This is a genomic window from Paenibacillus agaridevorans (assembly GCF_018604145.1).
GTDB lineage: Bacteria > Bacillota > Bacilli > Paenibacillales > Paenibacillaceae > Pristimantibacillus > Pristimantibacillus agaridevorans.
Genome location: NZ_CP075889.1, coordinates 1,745,954 through 1,765,091 on the forward strand (window position 1 = coordinate 1,745,954; position 19,138 = coordinate 1,765,091).

Here is a 19,138-nt window from a genome sequence, read left to right on the forward strand (position 1 = left end):
TCCTCTGCGAAAGCATGGTTGCTTTCTATACGAGTTATTAGAAGGGCTTGTTGCGTTAAACAGCCCTGCACGTAAGTTTAATCTCCTTCACCAATAAGGAGTAATGTGTCGAAGTCGACGATTATGTCCATCAACATTGAGGGACTTGGAGGAAGTTACTCCTCCTTGTCCTCAACTAAATCGTCTTGATCGCTGCCCCAAATGTAATCAAAACCAGGCTTAATAAGCGGCGTATCATTTTCGACTTTTGTTTCACTCTCCAGCGATTCTTTATCTTTTTCGTTGGGCATTAACGGATCCTCCTTAAATTAATTACTCAGTCTAATATGCCCATTTATACAATAATCAGACGCTCCCGCAGCCAGCGGCGGCCGAAGGAGGGATTATAAGCATGGATGGCGATGAGTTGTGGTTTTGTGAAAGATAAACTAGTGCAAGCGCCCATAGAGATATTTCGTGGGTAGAGGAGGGGGTTAGATTAGACAATAGTTGAATAAATGACGAAAATGAAGCTGCCGGGACTGACCTGCAGCTTCATTACGTTAACGGGCAAGTTAGTTCTATAAAAAGGGTTCAATAACCATTTAGATCATATTCACCTAAATGGTTTTTTGTTTGATTTTTTAGTACGGACGTACTAAAATAAAAACATGAGTAAAAAAAATATACCAACTAACCAAAAACAAATGTCGTTCATCGAAAAAGCTCGTAGAGCTCAAATTGTGGAATGTGCGATTGAGACAATCGCAGAACTAGGTTACGCTCAAGCCTCTTTAGGAGAGATTGCAAAACGTGCGAAAATCAGTAAGGGGGTCATCTCTTATCACTTTGCAAATAAAGAGGAATTATTGGAGCAAATAGCTATCGAATACTATATTGCTTGGCAATCCTACATTGCTCCACGAATAGAAGTTCAAAAATCTCCTAAAGAAATGCTTCGAGTGTATATTGAATCCAATCTTGCATTTGTAGCTGAAAATCGGCAGCATGTTTTCGCTGTTATAGAATTGGGCTCTAAAAAGATAACTGCTGAAGGTAAACTCCAGTTTGCAGCAGACCATGATAAAGCTATTTTACTTCCAATTGAAAATATTCTCGCCCTAGGAGTGCATGAAGGGTTTTTTCGGGAATTTACCAAACCATCGGCAAGGGTGATGGCGTTAACAATTAGAAATGCCATTGACGGGTTTACTATGGAATTAATGAGAAAGCCTGATTTAGATGTTCTGGAATATACGAGAGAATTGGTTACAATCTTCGATATATCAACTAAAAAGTGATGTGTCACCAAGGGGGTTACCGATGTTTTACTACGATGTACTTTGCTATAATTGTAAGAAAACATTCAGGGTATACGAAGGTTCACTAAAATATAAACAAGCTAAGGAAAGAAAGGTTAAGATTTTTTGTTGCGAAGATTGTGCTGATAAAATACGTATTGAAGCAATTTTGAATTTTATGCGCGGGATTAATCGTTTTTAATTTTTGATTTTCTCAACGATTATCGTCAAATATTGCACTAAAACGCCGCGGCAACAATTAAACCGAGCAACTCCCGTCTTTACGAATTTTTCTTATTGGAGATTAAGCTAACGGGGAACTTTAGTTCAATTATCTAGGGAGGCGCTACCGCGGCAGCTCCTCCTTTTGTTGTTCAGCCATCGGGCAGCAGTTTAGCTTAATTATAAGTATTCTTTACGTCCCAAAGTCTGGGGTTAAATGGTAAGCTAAAGCTATTATCTATAGCTTGGCTGAGGGAGTGTTCTGCATGGAATTAAAAATATGTGATGAGACGAACAATACCGACAAATCTTATGTCGTAAACAAAATGATTGAATTTAACCTGAAGCATTTTCCTGATGATTTGAAGGGCAGATATGAGGTCGTTAACTTATATTTGAAAGATGTTGATGGAAACATTTACGGTGGGTTGGTCGGTGAAATATGCTGGAATTGGTTAGAGGTACAGTATCTTTTCATAGACGATGCTTACCGGAAATTCGGATATGGAAAGAAACTACTGTCAGAAGCCGAGAAGATTGCTAAAGAGAAGATGTGTGATTTTATAAAATTAGATACCTTGAGCTTTCAAGCGTTTGATTTCTACAAAAAACAAGGATTTGCAGTGTTTGGAACGATACATAACGCTGGCAGGCACACTCATTATTATTTGAAAAAAGAAATCACTTAGAAAAGTTATTTCATTACGCTATCGGGAAACGATAGTACAACGACATGACGGCAGTCGGCCACGCGATCGGTTGCCGTTGTTCATTGACCGAGAAGTAGATCTTCACCCACTCGAACCAACAGAAGAAGAAATACACCGTAACGACCTTAGGGGATTGAGCTAACGGTGAAAAACTTGATTGCGAGGTAGGTACAGTGAAAATTGAGTATCGGCCCACTGCTTTTCAAGATTTGAATTCTGGCAAGAGATTCGGCTTGAACGGAGTTTACATATAACAAGTGTGACGGAAGATTCTCTGGGCATTATGGCATCGTCCTCAGAAGCACTGGAGAGAGCAGCATTCCTTGCTTCGATTCGGAACTTTCAACATAATTGCTCTTCAAATCGAGTTATAATTGAGGGCCATGCGAATGAATAATTTTTGTTAAAAAAAAGAAGTGGATTCTTTCTAAAAGGAGAAAAAATGAATATCAGAAATCTGAATTCAAATGAAAATTATCCAATGGAGCTGTTGCTTTTAGCAGACCCCTCTCGAAAAATTGTTGAGGAATATGTAAAAAGAGGGGAATGTTTTATTGCTGAAACTGAGAATCAAATTATAGGAACTTATGTACTTTTATCAACAAGACCTGAAACGGTTGAATTAGTGAATATTGCAGTTGCGGAAGAAATGCATGGCAGAGGGATAGGTAAACAGTTGGTCTTGCACGCAATTCAGACAGCCAGAGGGAAAGGTTTTAAGACAATCGAAATAGGGACAGGAAATTCAAGCATAGGACAACTAGCCCTCTATCAAAAATGTGGCTTTAGAATCGTTGGGGTTGATATCGAGTTTTTCATCAGGCACTACATAGAAAAAATTTACGAGAACGGGATTCAGTGTACGGATATGATTCGACTATCTCAGGATTTATAGGGTGGGACTACGCTAAAAGGATGATATTTATGACGCTTCAGCATATTAAGTTTAGATCAACGGGTAAGGGAAAGAGGAGGAGAATTAAAGATAATACATTGTATATGTAGCGGAAGTCATAAACAATTAAAAGGGTGACATTTATGGCAGTTATTCGGCTGGCTACTCTAGAAGATGTTAATGATCTTGTCCAAATGCGTTGGGAATTCTCAGAAGATGAGCACAGCAATGGTATAGTGAGCTTTGAAGAGTTTCATAAGATTTGTAGCGAATTTTTGATAAAAACGATAAATGGTGGAGATTGGTACATTTGGGTGGCAGAGATTGGGGGAAATATAGTATCGCATATGTATTTGCAACTAATACATAAAGTACCGAGGCCAGGCAAGTCTCCGGATCCTTACTTCGGATATGTTACCAACGTCTATACTCGCCCTGATTATAGAAGTAAGGGTATCGGTACCAAGATACTTACAGTTATGGAACAGTGGTCAAAAGAGAAAAGTGTCGAATTTCTTATTCTTTGGCCGAGTAACGAAAGCGTTCAGTTTTATTCCAGAAACGGCTTTTTTCGATGTGAAGAAGCCATGGAAAAACATTGGTGATTTCGGTATATTCCATTGAAGTAACGGGGAACGATAGCACCACGACATGACGGCAGCTGATCACGCGATCGGTTGCCGTTATTCGTTGAAGTAAAGGGTAGTATAGTTATAACAAAACTCTCCCCAAAATAAGGGATTACATTTGATATAATCTTCTAAGCAGTTGGTAAAACGGCTGTTGTTTTCATAAATGGGTATCTATGCCGCTCTACATGATGACGAATATGTCCAGGATAATAAGCGCTGCCTTATCGACAAAGAAGAAGATGGAGGAATTAATGAATATTAAACTTGAAAAGCTGATTTATGCCTTAAACCAACGGTTCAAGAAGAATATCATCGCGGCCGACTGCCAAACAATGCCGCTACAGGGCGGAACCGTGGGAAATGTGTACCTGGTATCGGGGACCGCCGAAACCGCAGATGGTGAAATATTGCCGTACCGTATTGTACTGAAGATCCAAAAGAAATGGGAGCGATACGGTGATCCGGGTTCATGGCGTCGGGAATATGATCTGTATTCGTCTGACTTGGGAGCGGCTTTCTCGGAAGCCCTCCGCTGGCCGACATGTTATCATGCCGAGTTCAATGCCGAAGTTAATGAATACCAGCTGTGGCTGGAATATATCGATGGTGTAACCGGATTAGACTTGACTAGTGAAATGTATGAAAAGGCCGCGAGGGAGCTAGGGCGCTTTCAAGGCAAGCTGTATGCTCTGCAACCCGCCGTGCTGCGAAGCCTGACCAACCTGAGTCATGAGGATCTGATGAAGAATACGTATTTGCATTACCGGTCATGGCCGGTCGTCTACGATTATATACGATCAGTGGACTGCGAATTGCCTCTGCACGTACGGCAAATGCTCATCGACATCGATGAGCAAGCAAACGAGATATTTCACCGTATTGAAAAATTGCCCCTCGTTTTATGTCACAGAGACTTCTGGGTAACCAACCTTATCTATGCTGATGGGAATATCGTGCTCATCGATTGGGATACCAGCGGATGGGGCTATCTGGGCGAGGATCTTGCAAGTCTGATCGCGGATGAACCGGATATCGATCACATGGTCGAACACTATCAGCGATGCATCCCTGCATATTACAAAGGCTTTTCGGAGTATGCGGATGTATCCCGAATCGCCGACCATTGTGTGTACGAGATCATGCTTCTTGTATTCGGATATAGGCTTGTGGAGGGGTATCTCCACACAGAGGCTGATGACGAGAAGAGGAAGCATGTCCAAACTCTCCAAAAAATCTATGAAATGAAGACCATACCCTTAATCGACACATCTGGTTAAATAACCTAACTTAACGGGAGACTTTAGCTGAATTCAAGGCTAAGGAGGATATAAGTGAAAAATCGGCAGCGTAAAAAAAATGAAGCGCCATGAACAGCTTTTTATGGCAGAAATGACAACGCGATTTGGTAAGTCTCCACTTGAAAAAATTCCAATTATTGCTGAGGAACTAAAAAAGAATTATTACGCTTAACGGAGAACGTTAGCATTCAATGAAACAGCTGCAGCCTATGACTTTATTTTCTCAAGACAGCAAGGGGCTCGGGGGTGGTAGTAGTAGGAGAAACAGGAGCAACTTACTGGGGGAGCTGGAGTAACGGGAATGGGGTCATATCAACGTAGGTGGCGCTAGAGTATCGGAGTAGCTGAATTTGTAGGTGCTGTAGTAACTTGGTTTTATTTTGTATGAATAGAAACATTCCAGCAAGAAAAGTCGTTTACATATATGGATCAAGTTGGAAGGTGAGCCGAAGGGGCGTTGAGGATGATGAAAAAGATGTTCTCGAACCAAAAGAAATGGACTATACTCATCTGCAGCTTTGCGGTTGTGCTGATAGCTGCGAGCGCCTTATGGCTGCTGAATGTACAGCGCGATACGAACCAAGATGATACAGTATCGTCCACAGTGGAGCCAACGGAGGTCGCTCGACCTGAAGAAACCCCAGCTCCAGTTACATCGAAGCCAATCATTGTGCAGTTGGATACCGTGCAACCACAGACTCTATGGCAAAGCCAGGATTACAAGATTTACGTAGAACAGCTACGTCTATACAGTCAAGCCGCTCAATCAGATCCGAAGCTTTTGTTTGAGTGGGATGAAGCGCATCCTGCTCAGGCATGGGTGAATGGCGAATACGTGCTGGTAGGCGTGCAGCTCCAAGAGCGGGCCGATGAAGACAACTTTGTGGAACAAGGCAGCGTAGGTAGCTGGATTGTAGCTAAGGGCGGTGAACAGGCTGCTTTGCTGCATGACAGCGAGAGATCGTTTTGTCCGCAGCTTGGTCCAAAGGATTTGCTACGAATGGCAATAGTCGCTGAGCTCAGCTTTTTTATGACTACGTTTAAAGTTTCGGATGCCGATCGTTGGATCTCATATGTCTTTAATCCAGCAAGATCAGAGTGGAGCACTGTCGAGAGAGGGCGGGAGCAGCCGCGGCAGCTCCTTTTTGCAACTTCATAAAACAAGAAATTTTGTACGTATGTCTGAGATTTTCAGTGCGGAGATTGCCAGAAGAAGAATTCGTAGGATAATCAATCTCTCTAATCAGGCAAGGGGGGAAAGCGAAGGCGACTGAATATGGGTCTCGCGTCCGACGCACGGTCGATCCTATTGACGAATTGTTGGATGAACCTCACTGTGATGTTAATTCGTGCTTGTTCTAGATAGGCGGGGGAAATACGCTTTCATTTTTATATTCATAAAGAGAACTTTGTGATATATTATTATTCGAAATGAATAATAATATATATTTGGATAGATGATGAATGAGGAGGCATTTATGAAAAGGTTGCGATTAAAGGTTCAATATTTGCTCATTACAGGTATGCTTGCGCTGCTGTTCGTTCCCCTGTCATCCTATGCGGCGGAACAGAGTGCCGTTACCGAAAGTGGTTTAACGGAGGCGACTAATGGGATGGGAATAACGGTGACATCTCCTGCTAACGGTACTATAGTGGGAAATCAGCTATACATAGGACTTAAAGTATCTTATACAACATTCCAAATTGCAAAAGTGACGGCACAGATTGATGACGTTACTATGAATTTCGTTTCATGCGGTGTAAATTATACCTGTTGGAAGGGAACAATGGATATTTCTTCTTTACCCAAAGGGGAAAAGTCAGTATTGATTACCGCTTGGGATTCCAATGGAGGTTCAGTTAGCAAGACTATCGATATCATCTACGATGAGAAGCCGCTTCTTCAGGTACAGCAGCTTGCATCAGATTTTACCGGTCACACCCCGAAACTCCGCGTTCAGGCAACCTGTTCGGATGATGATCCTAACGGTTGTACACTAGAGATATCTTATGGCAGCGAAAAAAAAACTCGAGTAAACAGCATCGATCAGCATGTAGATTTGGGCGAGTATATCGAGCAGGGACTTGATATTTCATTAACGGCCGTAGATTCTAGAGGTCAAACCGCTAGTCAGAGCTTCACGGTTTGGCCGGAACACAGCGAGTGGCTTCGACTGGTCGATACGGTGGACGGCGATATTCTGGATGTCAGCACGGAAAAAATATTATTTGATAATCGTCAAAAAAGGCAGCTGGGTATCAAAGACCGAAAATCCGGTGAAATCATTACCGTTCCCTACGATCTCCCTGTAAACGATGTATTTAAATACGGCTTTTTGACTCCTCACGGCGCTGTTATGGCTCTTCAATTAGATAAAGGGATAATGGATGCCCCATCCGCCCTTTATGAGTGGAGAGACGGTAAGCTCAATTCCTTAGGGTATTTTCCTTCCAGTTCCGCTTGTGAAAATGAATATCTTCTTTGCAGCATACACGATGTACCCGTAAACAAAAACTATGCACTCTACGGAAAAAATGGAGATCTTATTTTGCGGAATTTGGTAACGGGAACAAACGAAATTATTCCAATTCCACCGGAAGAATTCATCGTCAACAGATTTTTTCTTATTGGAAATGAGGTCTATTTTGAAACTTACAGCAGGAATTGGGAAAATCCTGGAGGGAGCTACAAATACGACAAGGGCACTATTACTCCCTTGGATGAATTCACCTCCGAAACCCTCTTATCAACTATAACAGATGGCCATTATACCCTGTTTTGCAAAACCACTAGCTATGATTCACCGTGTTCTTTGGTGCTTCGCGGACCCGATGGCGATCAGGTCATAGGTGACGAGGTATGGTCGAGCGTAAGAGGAATGGACTACCAATTAAATCAAGGCTGGGTAGCTTATAACCGTCGAACAGTTAGCGGACACGAGCCGCTATGGCTTCGCGCTCCTGACGGTCAAGAGCAGCAGGTTGCAAATTTCAGTACAAGTTACCCTTATATAATCGCTTACTTAGCCGAAAACGGTGACGTCGCTTTTTATAACGATAATAAGCTGTTTTTTCGTAAATATAAGGCTGACGGAATAAGCGATCCTGTAGAAATCGGAACATCCGAACTGCGGCTGATACGGCTAGACGGGCAAGAATATGGCACGATTGACAATACGTTATTTGCGTTAAAAAAAGAAACGAAGGCACCGACGATCGGAAGTGTGCAGCCTTCGGATGACGAGACGGTAACCGTGAATAATCCGGTCTTATCCGCTGTCATTTTGGATCCCGATTCGGGGACGGATCCCTTTTCGTTGATTGTCAAAGTCGACGATCAAATTCTGGAATCCAGCTATGACGTGGAGTCGATGACCGTGACCGCGCCAGCCTCCGGATTGCAGGATGGCACCCATTCCCTTCTGATCCGTGCTACGGATAAAGAAGGAAATATAGCAGTGCATTCCGGCAACTTCACTGTCAAGAAATCTGTATGGCCAGAAGGAAGCAGCTTGAAGGCAGAGGATGTCGGGCGGAATTCACTTGCCTTATCCTGGTCGGCCGCCCGGGAGAGCAATGGTTACCGGATATACAGGAACGAGGAACTCATAGATACGGTGAACGAAAACGTTCATTCGTATGATGTAACGGTGCTGCAGCCGGATACCAGATACATCTTTAAGGTGGAGTCAGGGCTGCCGGACGGCAATTGGTCGAAGGATGGACCGTCTTTGTCGGTGAGGACTTCTAGTCCATTCTTAGAATGGCTTAACAAGCTTCATGCCGCCCTCGTTGCCGGCGATTCAGCGGACATACAAGACGTAAGAAATCTGCTCGAAGAAATCGCGGAGCTGGACGATTCGACCGATCAATTGCTGATCGATCCCTTATGGTACAAAATCAGCGCCAAGCTGCCGGCATCAGTTGACCAGGCCGAGCTAAAGATCAGCCTGTTCCGAATCGTCAAGGCTATCGGTTCATTACGTTACGATCCACCGTTGTCCGATTTGGAAGCCATTCGGACGAATCCGGAATTCATAGCGGCACTAGAGACGATTGCAGCGGCCGTAGGCCAACCGAATGTATCGATGGACGATTTCCTTATCCTGCTTTTTGGAGATGGAAGAAATGCAGGAGGGATAGAAGGAGCAGTCCGCAATATACTGAAGGATATGAAACCGAAGGAACTTGCGGCACTGCTCGTCAATAAGGATCGAATGAACGTGGTCTTAAGTAAAGCGCTGGTTGAAGTATTGGATGATAAAAATACGTATGCGCTCAGCGCGATGCTCTACAAACTTAATGTTAAGCCTGAAGACATAAGGTCCTCGCTGTATAATTTCCAGGTAAAGCTGAAATATGATGTGCCGGCCATTAACGCGTTAATCGTTGCTTTTATCCGTTCTGAAGCGGATGTGAAAGTCAAAATAACGGCGAACGGCAAGAAGCACGAATACAGGCTCAAGGTTCTCGATATCGAGCTTCCTTCCAGTATTGTGAGATGGACAAAAGTATCCGGGAGCGACGATGTGAACGTGAAATTGAACGGAAATGTTTCCATTTCGAATCATGCTGCAAGCAGTACAGCAGTCATACAAGCGTCGCTGTTTAATCCATACGGCGGGAAAGCGAAAGTCATCTTCCAAAAAGAAGTAACGCTGATAAATGTCGACTGAATGGCAACAGGATATTAAGGTGTATTCGAACCATATAGGAGCTGTCTCAAACCTTTGAGCAGCTTCTTTTTTATCGATTATGGATTTTTTTTGGTTGTTGGAAAGTTAGGAAAGGAGCTGGCTGATGAAGCTCCCCAATGGACACCAACATCATGGAATGAAGCAAATGTTAACTTGGAGTTTCACCCTGATATTTAACTAACGGGCAGCTCAACATCATAGGCGGTAACCGATTTCTTGGTAGAGGAGCGGACTTATCAGGAGAACTGATGGATTTGATTGGAAAACCTGATTCCAAGAAACTCCCATATTTGAGGTATAATCTTCTTATTCCTAGTTTTCATACCTGAAAAATTAAATATTGGAGGCGATATCATGCTACTATCTGAACGCTTGCCATTGGCTGCAAGGTTGTACCCAGCGGCGCCAGCTCTTTTACGCCACGGCCAGATTATGAATTATGGGGAACTTCATCGCCATGCTGAACAACTCAGTAATGCCCTGTATGCCGAGGGACTCCGTCCTGGTGACCGAATTGCTTTTCTCGGTGATCCTGATCCCCGACTTGTTGTAGCTCTCTATGCCTCGGTTGGGATCGGTGCCATCCCGCTGGCGGTGTCTCCTTTGTTAGCTGTACCTGAAATCACAGCCATTGTTGAGGATGCGGAACCACAAATCCTTATCCATGACAATCGTCACGCCGATTCAGCTAACTCCACGGTACAACTACTCTCGAATCCTCCGAGACTGTTCTCCACTGAAGTAGGTTCTACTTCCCCTATGCTGAGTTCTTTAATACAGAAGGATCTTGATTCATCTCCAGATGAGGGTTGCAAGCGAAATGTAGATGAAACAGCCGTTCTGATCTACACAGGCGGAACAACTGGCAGACCCAAGGGGGTAATGCATTCGCATCGAGGCATGACAGCCTGGAATCAGTTTACTCCCTCCGCTGGTTTTGGTTATGATATTGAACGTCGTGTGCTGGTGCTTAACCTTTCGCATCTTGTCGGACAATTCCAGTTGTGGGCGACCATGTCTGCTGGAGGATGTTTGGTCTTTTTGGATGATTATCCGGCAAATGTGTGCAGCATAATGGAAGCCGTGGAACGCGACCGGATTACGCATCTCAGTACGGTCGGCCAACTGCTACGCGACCTTATCCGCGAGGTAACCGCAACCGGTAAAGATATGCAAAGCTTGAAAGTGATCGGTTGTGGTGGGTCTATCATTCCACCAAAAACCTTGCGGGACGCGATTGCGCAATTCCCAGATGCAATAATCGTCAACAACTATTCGCAAGCGGAATGCGGAATGTCTATCAGCCGATCATTTCCCAAACATCATCTGGACGATCCGATTCGTCTTCGATCAGTAGGTCGTCCAGCTGATCTAGCTGCTCAGGGGGAACAGGCATTTCAAGTTCGGATCATCGCAGAGGATGACCGGGAGGCGGATGTAAACGAGGCCGGTGAAATAGTTGTTCGTGGTGCGCAGACTATGATAGGGTATTGGCGCCAATCAAAAGAGACTAATGAAGCAATGTTCGATGGCTGGATCCGCACAGGAGACGTCGGTTGCCTAGATGCTGATGGCTACCTTTATGTATTGGATCGCCTGAAAGATATGGTTATTGTAGGCGGTTCCAATGTGTACTGTGCTGAAGTGGAGCAGGTGATTGCATCTCATGAAATGGTTATTGATGCAGTCGTCATCGGACTCCCACTTTCCGGCGAAGGTGAGGCGCTCGTCGCTTGCGTAGTTCTTCAGGACAGAGGTAGCTTGGACTTGGCACAGCTGCAGACGTTTTGCGAACAGAGTCTCGCGCGGCACAAATGGCCAACTCATCTTTTCATTCTAGATCAATTTCCTCGGACTGCTGTAGATAAGGTAGACAAAAAGCGGCTACGCAAACAACTATCCTCATCTATATACGAAGGGTTAAGCTCCCTCGGAGAACGATAGTTCAAAACAATAAAAGCTGGAGCCGATCAGAAGATCAGCAGCCGCTTTTATTGAGTAGAGTCCAGGTTAATGCACAACCTTATCCTATATCATACGTTTTAGTAGTAGAAGGAATCTACGCAACCAACTACAGTTTTAAACGAAGGATGGTTTTGCATAATGGCAGTAAAGATATGTACCGATTGTGGGGAATCAAACGCTGAAGGCTCGTTAAAATGCTCCCGCAATATGCCAGCACTGTAATGAACGTTTGGTCCAAGGATCATTAACATGTAGATATTGTGGATCCGTTGTATATATGTTCGGCAGCAAACGCCACGCCAACATGCCCGGATTCAGGTCTCGTGTAGTATCCTTGCCCACGAGAACTCCTTATGTTTAGGATTTGGACAGGACTGCCTGCTCCCCTAATCATAAGGTTTTTTTCTTGTTATGGGCATCTTTTTTTTGCAGAATTAGCACATATTCACACACGTTACCTCCAACAATCCGGAGACTCGAATGGTGCAGCAGAGCGGAACAGTTTTACAACGGAATAAATATTATTTTCGGAATAAAAAGCGGGTTCAACTAAGTAACTCATAATTTTAAAGTGCGTGTTTGTATGTGAGACGAATTACATTATTTTATCTGACTTTTTTTGAAATCAAAGAATTGTTGCTCTTGGAACATCGTTTTGTTGCACTCCATTTTCCTTGGAAACCTTGTAAGATAAAGTGGAAATCACTTGTTACCCAAATCAAAAGGGAGGAAAAACAGAGATGAAAAAGATTAAGAAACCGGTAACCGTATTGCTCAGCTTAGCGATGGCTGCAGGGCTATCGGCTTGCGCAGTAAATGGAGACCCCGCGAAAAGCAGCCCGGAACCAGTGCCAAGTTCGAGTGCACCTTCAACGGGTGCGAAAGCTGAAAAAACAAAGCTAATTTACTGGACTTTTCAGCGCCATGATGCCGATTTCATCCAAGAGAAAATCAAACAGTTCAACGAATCGAATACCGACAATATTGAAGTGGAAATGACCATGATGGCTGAGAATTATGCCCAATCCATGGATCTGGCTTTTACCAGCGATCAGGCGCCAGACGTGTTTGGCACTTTTACTCCCGTTGATTTCAACGCAAAAGGTTATTATGAGCCGTTGAACAGTTATATGACGGACGAATTTAAGAAAAAGTTCGACGGACTATTCAACGAAAACGACAATATGTTTGACGGAAACATCATTTCGTTCCCGAACACCGGCGCAACTTTGCGGCTGATTTATAATGTCGACATCTTCGAAAAGGCTGGGGTTACGCCTCCGAAATCGTTGGCCGAGATGGTAGAGACGGCTAAAAAAATTACCGAAGTCGGCAAAAATGACGGCATATATGGCTGGTCGCTTCCCTATAAGAGTTCGTCAAGCGCACTTAACCGTTCCATGACGCCATTGGCAGCTTTGAACGGAATGTCAGACGGTTACGATTACAAGTCGGGCAAATATGATTTTTCCGGCTGGAAACCTCTAATTGAGGCATTCCGTCAGATGAAAGCGGATGGAAGCACGCTGCCGGGTTCCGAATCGCTTGATATGGACCCGATGCGTGCGCAGTTCGCCGAAGGCAAAATTGGGATGTACATCTCCTATTCGGTCGAAGCGGGTGTCTACAAAAATCAATTCCCGCCAAAAATCAAGTGGGATGCAGCTCCTATGCCGACGATAGATGGCGGGGAACCAAAAGGAACTGCCGGCCCGGGCGGCGGAGTCTGGCTTTCGATGAGCAGTAAATCGAAGAATAAGGACGCGGCGTGGAAATTCATTGAGTATATGTATAGCGACGATATGCAAACCGCTTACCATGAACAGGGGTACGGGCTGTCCGTTGTGCCGAGTATCTCCGAGACGGCCAAAGTTCCCGATATCGCGGGGATTACAAACTTTTTGCTGACGAAGTACGATGCAAATTGGCCGTTAAGTCCTCAAGCTTTTAAACTTGAAGGGAAAACTTGGCAGGATGAATTCGGAGCTTATATACTGGTTGGCGGAGATCTGGACAAAATTATTCAAACCGTAAACGACCGTTATAATTCCGCACTGGAAAAGGGCGTAGCTGACGGCACGACCAAAAAAGTCGTGATCCCTGATTTTGATCCAAAATCGCTGCAAGGCAAATAACGCCATTGGGAGGCAGTTACAGTGAGCAGAAGATGGAAAAGTTATATCGAAGCTCACATGTTCGTTGCACCGAGCGTCATCTTAACGATGGCGCTCGGCATTTATCCGATCCTGTGGGCATTGCGATACATGTTTTTCGATTATAGGGGCTACGGCGAGCCTCAATATATCGGGTTCGACAATTTTACAAGGCTTTGGCATGATCATGACCTGTGGATGTCTATCTGGAACACACTTTTTTACGCCGCAGGCAAATTGGTGTTGACAATTCCAGTTGCCCTTGTTCTGGCCGTCATTTTAAACGGAAAGCTGCGCGGACGCCACGTCTTAAGAGGTATCATTTTTATGCCGACGATATTCAGTACAGCTGTTATGGCTGTTGTGTTCTACATTATTTTCAATTCGTACAATGGATTATTGAATCAGCTTCTGAGAACGATCGGTTTGTCCGGAGTGGAATGGCTCGGAGCCGAATATGCGATGCTTACCTCTATCCTCATTGCGGCTTGGGGCGGAATCGGCAATTATATGTTGTTGTTTCTGGCCGGACTCCAAGGCATTCCAAAAGAAGTATACGAGAGTGCAGAATTGGATGGAGCCATCGGATGGAGAAAATTCAGCTATATTACGATCCCGATGCTCGGACCGATACTCAACATTATCATGATGATTGCAATTATGAACGCTCTGGACAGCTATGAAGCGATCATGGTCTTGACAGGTGGAGGGCCCGTCGGTAAAACGCAGGTGATGTTCTTGTACTTGTTCAAGTTACTTTTCCCAGTGGCTACGGGGGAATCGGTGACGCAGGATATCGGATACGGTTCGGCAGTCGCTTTTTTCCTGTCACTTCTGGTAGGGGTACTAACAGGCATTTACTTATATTTGACAAGAAAACTGAACAATATTTATTGAACAAGAGCACCGGGGTGATCCTTTAATGAAACGAGTATACGGACAAATCGCTGTCTGGGTGTTTCTACTCGGAGTGGCGGCACTGATCCTATTTCCGCTTGTCATGGCCATGTTGGGGTCGTTTAAAACCAACCAGGAACTGACAGCAGGAACTTCGGTCTTGCCGCAAACCTGGCAGTTTAAAAACTACATGCACACTTGGGTTGATGCTGAATTTTCTCGTTATATCTGGAATAGCCTTATCTACAGCATTAGTTCAACAATGACGACGGTCCTGGTTTGCTCTCTTGCTGCCTATGCTGTCGCCCGCCGGCAATTTCCTGGCCGTAAGCCACTGCTTGCCGTTTATTCTTTCTTGATGTTCATCCACTTAGGCGCCATCACATTGAAACCAGCGTATCAACTTATGGTTTCACTGAATCTTCAGAAGTCACTGATCGGTTTGATTATCATGATGACGGCAGCAGGAGGAACTACTTTCTTTATCTTGTTTGCTTTTATCAAGGGGATTTCCAAAGATCTGGATGAAGCCGCTATGATGGATGGAGCAAGTTTTTTCTATATATATACCCGTATCATATTACCCCTATCCCTACCTGCAATCGGCGTCGTTTCTTTGTTCGCATTCCGAAGCGGCTGGAATAATTATTTGTTGCCGCTTGTTTTTACGATGTCGCAGCCTAAACTGCAGCCGCTTACGGTCGGTCTTGCGAACCTTCGGTACGGGTTCGGCGGGGCGATGAATAGTCATTATATGCTGGCTGGGGCTTGTATTTCGATGATACCGATGTTGATTGTCTATCTCCTTGCAAACAAAACGTTTATGCAAATGAATGTGGGTGCGGTTAAAGGGTAGCGAACCAGGTGAGTTATCACTAAATTGTGTCGAAAGAAGTAGGAATATGGTAGCATAGGCATATATAAACTTCACAAGACAGGAGCAGCGCGATTGAAAACGAGAGTCTATCATCGGCTATCGTTCCGCATGCGGGTTTATTTATGCGTTTCGCTGGTCGTTACTTTGGGGATTACCGTCGTGGGAATTCTGACTTATCGGATCGCCGTTGGCACAACCGAACAAAATGCTTATCGCTTCAGCCAAGAAACGCTTAACAAAACTTCTCAAGCGCTTGATGAAAAGCTGAACAAGATAAAAACTTCGGTCTTCTCCATGATGCTCAACACGGATTATCGATTTGCGCTAGGGTTAGACAACAATTCGGAGTACAGCGATTATTATACGCATCAGTCCAGATTGCAGTCGACATTTGTTCAACTGAAGCTGATTGAGCCGCTGATCGACACCGTCTTGTTGAGTACCCCGCAAGGCGAATATTATCAAATTTCACAATTCAGAATGCAAGGACAGAGTTTTGTCAATTCGGATCTGCACAAGCGCTTCCTGCAAAGTAACGGGGGACATCGTGAAATATGGGTAGAAGGACATGAAGACCCCTTTTTTAGCAACGAGCGGGCAGTTGTGTCATTCATGACAGAAGGCGTTATGAATGACATGACTAGAGAAAGTTACCTCGTTGTCAATATCAAGGAAGAAGCCTTGATGCATTATCTTCTTCAGAATTTGAACGGGGTAGAAGGAAGAATCTTTCTTGTTTCCCAGGATCGAAAAGAAGTGCTGCGCGGCGACCCCGAATTGTTTCAGGAACTTATCGGAAATGCTGATTTTCTGGATGCGCTTGATGGCAATAACAGTGAGTTTGAAACCGCTCTCGCAGGACAAGCCGTATATGTGAACTATAAAAGATTAAGTACAGTAAGCGATTGGGTTTTATTCAGCGTTATTCCCAGAGCGGAGTTGTTGAAACAAACCGACGATCTGAAGTACTCTATTCTCTTGATTATTGCGGCTTGCTTAATTGCCTGTTATTCGATAACGCAATGGATTGTAAGGCTTCTGCTGAACCCGCTTAAAGATTTGCAGCGAGTCATGATTAAGGTTGAGCTTAACGATTTAAGCGTCCGATACCAAAGTCCATGGCAGGATGAAATTGCGCAGTTAGGCTACCGATTCAACCGCATGCTTGAGGAAGTTGAGCGTTCGTTTGACAAAGTGATGGATGCCGAAAAACAGAAGCGTAAATCGGAAATCAAAGCGCTGCAGGCACAGATTGATCCCCATTTTCTTTACAATACTTTGAATACCATCTACTGGAAGAGCCAGATGAAGCAATTGGACGACGTACAGGAAATGGTTCTCTCGCTATCCCAGCTGTTCCAGCTTGGCCTCAATAAAGGTCGGGAAATGACGACGCTCGAAAATGAACTAAACCATGTCGAACAATATTTGATTATTCAACAACGATGCTATGAAAACTTGTTCGAATATCGGATCGATGTGGCGGAGGAAATCGATATAAAGCACCAGATTTTAAAGATTTTATTGCAACCCCTCGTCGAAAATGCCATTTTACACGGCTTCAAAGATCGAAATGAAGGCGGAATCATTTCGATTAAAGTTATAAGCGAGGGAACGCATATTCAGTTGGTTGTAGAGGATAACGGCAGCGGCATGAGTCCGGAACCTGAAGAGGTTCAGCCGATTCCCGACAGTTCTTCTTTAAAGGGATATGCACTTGATAATATAAAACAGCGTCTGCTTCTTGAATACGGTCTAGAAGCGGAAATGATCATGAGTAGTACGGCAGGCATAGGTACGACAATAACGATTGTCGTTCCTCTTCATGCAGATTTGGCAGGTAGACCATTTACAAAGGGTGATCGGGATGGAAGAGCTTCGGGGTAGCGTAAAAATGATCCTAATAGATGATATTCGAAGCGTGACAGAAGGAATCGCCACCCAAATAGACTGGGAGAGTCATGACATTACGATCTGTGGGAAGGCCCAGAATGGAGAAGACGGCTTGCGTCTGATTGAATCCTGCAGACCGGATATTATTTTGACCGATATCCGCATGCCGAGGCTGGACGGGATCACACTTACGCAACAAGTCAAACAGCTGCTTCCGGAAAGCAAAGTTCTTCTTATTACCGGTTTTACCGATTTCGAATATGCCCAGCAGGCACTTCGGCTTGGAGCGCTTGATATCATAACAAAGCCCTTCTCGCTCAGGCAAATCGAGAATGCAGTGTTGGAAGCGAAGCGAATATTGCAGGATGAGCGCCAAAAAGCCAACAACTTGGTACAAATGGAACAAAAAATTAAAGAAAGCATGCCAGTGCTGCGGCAAGAATATTTCCAGTTGCTCATTCGACATCAATCGGATCGGGACAACTCCCGCAAACGATTGGAATTTTTGGGGGTCAATTTGGAGCCAGAACATCTTGCGGTAATGGTGCTTGAAATCGACCGATTCGGTGACGAGTGCAAATCATTCTCGATTCGTGAAATTGAACTAACTCGATATGCTTTGCAAAGCATTGTGGAGGAGACAATACTCGCACACGCGAACGGGGTAGTGTTTCGGGAATCCTGGAATCGTTTCGTGGCCGTATTTAATGTCCCCGAGCTCATCGATATATCATCATTGGCAGAATTGTGCAGAGATCATATTAACCGGTATACCCGATATACCGTATCGATCGGAATAGGTAGAGAAGTGGGGCAAATCCATGAGTTATCGGACTCGTACGATGGGGCACTTGCGGCGCTCTCCTTTCATTTCTACACGGGTGGTAATGGGGTTTTTCTATTTAACGATGCAATCAGCACGGAGCGGCACTTGACGTTATACTCGCACGATGAAGAGCAAGAACTATCTCTGGCAATTCGTTCGGGTAACAAGCTGCGGGCTATATCTCTGCTTGAGAGCTTATTTGTTCGTCTCTCGATCCTTGAACCTCTACCTGAGCCGGCTAAGTTGGTGACAATCTGTTGCGAGCTTGGATTTATGATGCTTAGAACGCTGCAAGAGAAGTTGCCTCTCAATGAGACAACTGTTTTTGAAAAAAAGTTGCAGGACATTCGTTCGAGTTCGACATCGTTTTTAGGTTTAAAATCGGAGATCATCGAAATATGCGTCAAAGGTTGCGAGCGAATTGAAGCGTTATACCGAAATGAGGCAAATCGGATTATTGATCAAACCGTTAATTATATTCGCAATAACTTGCATGAAGATTTGATCGTGTCGCATTGCGCCAAACGGGTCCACCTGAGCGAAAGTTATTTCGCCAACCTGTTTAAAAAAATAACAGGTTCGACCTTTAATCAGTTTGTCACCCAGGAGCGGATAGAACAAGCCAAAAGACTTCTTATTGATGGCGTCCCCGTTCAAGAAGTTTCAGAGATGTTAGGGTACCTTGGACGAAGGTATTTTAGCGATTTGTTCAGAAAACATACGGGACTCACACCATCTGAGTTCCGTCAGCAGTATTCAGGACGGGAGCAAGTAGATTGAATACTGGCAAATA

At 44.3% G+C, this 19,138-nt stretch carries 15 protein-coding genes; 14 read left to right on the plus strand and 1 reads right to left on the minus strand.

The window, feature by feature from the left end; translation table 11 throughout:
• Positions 1-155: 155 nt before the first annotated feature.
• Positions 156-290: a hypothetical protein gene (locus KJW29_RS36445; protein WP_256975607.1), complete on the minus strand. Its 135-nt coding sequence runs from the start codon at positions 288-290 to the stop codon at positions 156-158.
• A 360-nt stretch (positions 291-650) separates the two neighbouring features.
• Between KJW29_RS36445 and KJW29_RS06990 the strand changes: the two genes are divergently transcribed.
• The 14 genes from KJW29_RS06990 to KJW29_RS07055 all read left to right on the plus strand — a co-directional run bounded on the left by KJW29_RS06990 (position 651) and on the right by KJW29_RS07055 (position 19,125).
• A complete protein-coding gene (locus KJW29_RS06990) occupies positions 651-1,280 on the plus strand; it encodes a TetR/AcrR family transcriptional regulator (RefSeq protein WP_214629232.1) in 630 nt (209 codons plus the stop codon).
• A gap of 488 nt (positions 1,281-1,768) precedes the next feature.
• Positions 1,769-2,191 carry a GNAT family N-acetyltransferase gene (locus KJW29_RS06995; protein ID WP_214629233.1) on the plus strand — a complete coding sequence of 141 codons (423 nt, stop codon included), beginning with the start codon at positions 1,769-1,771 and terminating at the stop codon, positions 2,189-2,191.
• A gap of 463 nt (positions 2,192-2,654) precedes the next feature.
• Positions 2,655-3,107 (plus strand): GNAT family N-acetyltransferase, encoded by a 453-nt coding sequence (locus tag KJW29_RS07000; protein WP_214629234.1) that lies wholly within the window; start codon positions 2,655-2,657, stop codon positions 3,105-3,107.
• 143 nt (positions 3,108-3,250) lie between these two features.
• Positions 3,251-3,712 carry a GNAT family N-acetyltransferase gene (locus KJW29_RS07005; RefSeq protein ID WP_214629235.1) on the plus strand — a complete coding sequence of 154 codons (462 nt, stop codon included), beginning with the start codon at positions 3,251-3,253 and terminating at the stop codon, positions 3,710-3,712.
• Positions 3,713-3,990: 278 nt separating this feature from the next.
• Positions 3,991-5,016, plus strand: a complete 1,026-nt coding sequence (locus KJW29_RS07010; RefSeq protein ID WP_214629236.1) for an aminoglycoside phosphotransferase family protein — start codon at positions 3,991-3,993, stop codon at positions 5,014-5,016.
• Between the two features lie 484 nt (positions 5,017-5,500).
• Positions 5,501-6,196 carry a hypothetical protein gene (locus KJW29_RS07015; RefSeq protein WP_214629237.1) on the plus strand — a complete coding sequence of 232 codons (696 nt, stop codon included), beginning with the start codon at positions 5,501-5,503 and terminating at the stop codon, positions 6,194-6,196.
• Positions 6,197-6,515: 319 nt separating this feature from the next.
• A complete protein-coding gene (locus KJW29_RS07020; protein WP_214629238.1) occupies positions 6,516-9,713 on the plus strand; it encodes a fibronectin type III domain-containing protein in 3,198 nt (1,065 codons plus the stop codon).
• A gap of 54 nt (positions 9,714-9,767) precedes the next feature.
• Positions 9,768-9,911 carry a hypothetical protein gene (locus KJW29_RS07025; RefSeq protein WP_214629239.1) on the plus strand — a complete coding sequence of 48 codons (144 nt, stop codon included), beginning with the start codon at positions 9,768-9,770 and terminating at the stop codon, positions 9,909-9,911.
• A gap of 177 nt (positions 9,912-10,088) precedes the next feature.
• Positions 10,089-11,678, plus strand: a complete 1,590-nt coding sequence (locus tag KJW29_RS07030; RefSeq protein WP_214629240.1) for a class I adenylate-forming enzyme family protein — start codon at positions 10,089-10,091, stop codon at positions 11,676-11,678.
• Positions 11,679-12,439: 761 nt separating this feature from the next.
• Entirely contained in the window at positions 12,440-13,834 is a 1,395-nt protein-coding gene (locus tag KJW29_RS07035) for an ABC transporter substrate-binding protein (protein WP_214629241.1), read from the plus strand.
• A gap of 21 nt (positions 13,835-13,855) precedes the next feature.
• Entirely contained in the window at positions 13,856-14,749 is an 894-nt protein-coding gene (locus tag KJW29_RS07040; RefSeq protein WP_425517499.1) for a carbohydrate ABC transporter permease, read from the plus strand.
• Positions 14,750-14,774: 25 nt separating this feature from the next.
• Positions 14,775-15,605 carry a carbohydrate ABC transporter permease gene (locus KJW29_RS07045; protein WP_214629242.1) on the plus strand — a complete coding sequence of 277 codons (831 nt, stop codon included), beginning with the start codon at positions 14,775-14,777 and terminating at the stop codon, positions 15,603-15,605.
• Positions 15,606-15,785: 180 nt separating this feature from the next.
• Positions 15,786-17,513 (plus strand): cache domain-containing sensor histidine kinase, encoded by a 1,728-nt coding sequence (locus tag KJW29_RS07050; RefSeq protein ID WP_214629243.1) that lies wholly within the window; start codon positions 15,786-15,788, stop codon positions 17,511-17,513.
• Complete coding sequence (locus KJW29_RS07055; RefSeq protein WP_214629244.1) at positions 17,494-19,125, plus strand: response regulator; 1,632 nt, start codon at positions 17,494-17,496, stop codon at positions 19,123-19,125. The genes KJW29_RS07050 and KJW29_RS07055 overlap by 20 nt, the downstream gene beginning before the upstream one ends.
• Positions 19,126-19,138: the final 13 nt, after the last annotated feature.